Origin of the sequence: Stutzerimonas kunmingensis, from assembly GCF_014764705.1 — a bacterium.
Lineage (GTDB): Bacteria > Pseudomonadota > Gammaproteobacteria > Pseudomonadales > Pseudomonadaceae > Stutzerimonas.
In genome coordinates this window covers 1-1,972 of the sequence record NZ_JACXXG010000076.1, presented here as the reverse complement: position 1 = coordinate 1,972, position 1,972 = coordinate 1, and the positions used below count along the sequence as shown (strand labels likewise).

Annotated in this window: 2 protein-coding genes; both read left to right on the top strand. The window is 65.4% G+C overall.

Annotated elements, in window-relative coordinates; translation table 11 throughout:
• On the top strand, positions 1-1,092 hold a 1,092-nt coding region (gene istA, locus IEG05_RS22955), incomplete at its 5' end, for an IS21 family transposase (RefSeq protein WP_191122774.1).
• A 17-nt stretch (positions 1,093-1,109) separates the two neighbouring features.
• Entirely contained in the window at positions 1,110-1,865 is a 756-nt protein-coding gene (istB, locus tag IEG05_RS22950; protein WP_038408850.1) for an IS21-like element helper ATPase IstB, read from the top strand.
• Positions 1,866-1,972: the final 107 nt, after the last annotated feature.

Genomic DNA, 1,972 nt, shown 5'->3' with positions numbered 1-1,972 from the left:
CAGACGGTGCCGGTGATCGACCGGCACAGCGGCGAGATCCGCCAGGCGCAGGTGTTCGTCGCGGTGCTCGGCGCCTCCAGCTACACCTTCGCCGAAGCCACCTGGTCGCAGCAGCTGCCGGACTGGCTGGGCTCGCATACCCGCTGCTTCGCCTTCCTCGGGGGCGTGCCGGAGATCGTGGTGCCGGACAACCTGCGCAGCGCGGTGAGTAAGAGCCATCGCTACGAGCCGGACATCAACCCGAGCTACCGCGATCTGGCCGAGCACTATGGCGTGGCGGTGGTGCCGGCGCGGGCGCGTAAGCCGCGCGACAAGGCTAAGGCCGAGGTCGGCGTGCAGGTGGTCGAGCGCTGGATCCTCGCCGCGCTGAGGAACCGCCAGTTCTTCTCCTTGGACGAACTCAACAGTGCCATCGCCTTATTGCTGGAGCGCCTCAACCGACGACCGTTTCGCAAGCTGCCGGGCTCCCGGCACTCGGCCTTCGAAGCCCTGGATCGTCCGGTGCTGCGGCCGCTGCCGGAGCAACCCTACGTGTATGCCGAGTGGAAGAAGGCGCGTGTGCACATCGACTACCACGTCGAGGTTGATGGGCACTACTACTCGGTGCCGTACCAACTGGTGAACAAACAACTGGAAGTACGCCTGACAGCGCGCACAGTGGAGTGCTTCCACGCCAATCAGCGGGTGGCCAGCCACCTTCGCTCACCGCACAAGGGCCGGCACAGCACACAGGCCGAGCACATGCCCAAGAGCCATCGCGAGCACGCCGAGTGGACGCCACAACGGCTGATCCGCTGGGCTGAGCAGACCGGGCCGAACACGGCCGGCGTGATCAGCCACATCCTCGAACGGCGCATCCACCCAACCCAAGGCTACCGGGCCTGCCTGGGCATCCTGCGCCTGGGCAAGACCCATGGCGAAGTGCGCTTGGAGTTGGCCTGCCGTCGCGCCCTCAGCCTCGGTGCGTGCAGCTACAAGAGCCTCGAATCGATCCTGCGCCAGGGTTTGGAAAGCCTGCCGTTGGCTCAAGCCAACCTGCCCCTGCTGCCGGACGACCACGCCAATCTGCGCGGCCCCGGCTACTACCACTGAACACAAGGAATCCCACCATGCTGCCCCATCCGACCCTGGACAAGCTCCAGACCCTGCGCCTGACCGGCATGCTCAAGGCACTCGCCGAGCAACTGAAAACCCCCGACATCGACAGCCTGAGCTTCGTGGAACGCCTCGGCCTGCTGGTCGACCGCGAACTGACCGAACGCGACGACAAGCGCCTCAGCAGCCGCCTGCGTCAGGCCCGGCTCAAGCACAACGCCTGCCTCGAAGACATCGACTACCGCAGCCCGCGCGGACTCGACAAGGCGCTGATCCTCCAGCTGAGCAGCGGTCAGTGGTTACGCGACGGACTCAACCTGATCATCAACGGGCCCACCGGCGTGGGTAAAACCTGGCTGGCCTGCGCCCTGGCACACCAGGCCTGCCGAGAGGGTTACAGCGTGCGTTACCTGCGCTTGCCGCGCCTGTTGGAAGAGTTGGGCCTAGCCCATGGCGACGGGCGCTTCGCCAAGCTGATGAGCGGCTATGCCAAGACCGACCTGCTGATCCTTGATGACTGGGGCCTGGCCCCGTTCACCGCCGAACAGCGCCGCGACATGCTGGAGCTACTGGACGACCGCTACGGCCAGCGCTCGACCCTCGTGACCAGCCAAATGCCCGTGGACAACTGGCACGAACTGATCGGCGATCCAACCCTGGCCGATGCCATCCTCGACCGCCTGGTGCACAACGCCTACCGGATCAACCTCAAGGGCGAGTCGATGAGAAAGCGGGTGAAGAAATTGACGGCGCCGGGCGCCTCAGACTAACAATGCAACCCCTGCGTCGCTGCGCTCCGACTGCCTGTCCGAATGATCGTGGAACAGGTGTCCGGATCAGCGTGGGCTGAGTGTCCGAATGGCGTGGAATCCGCACT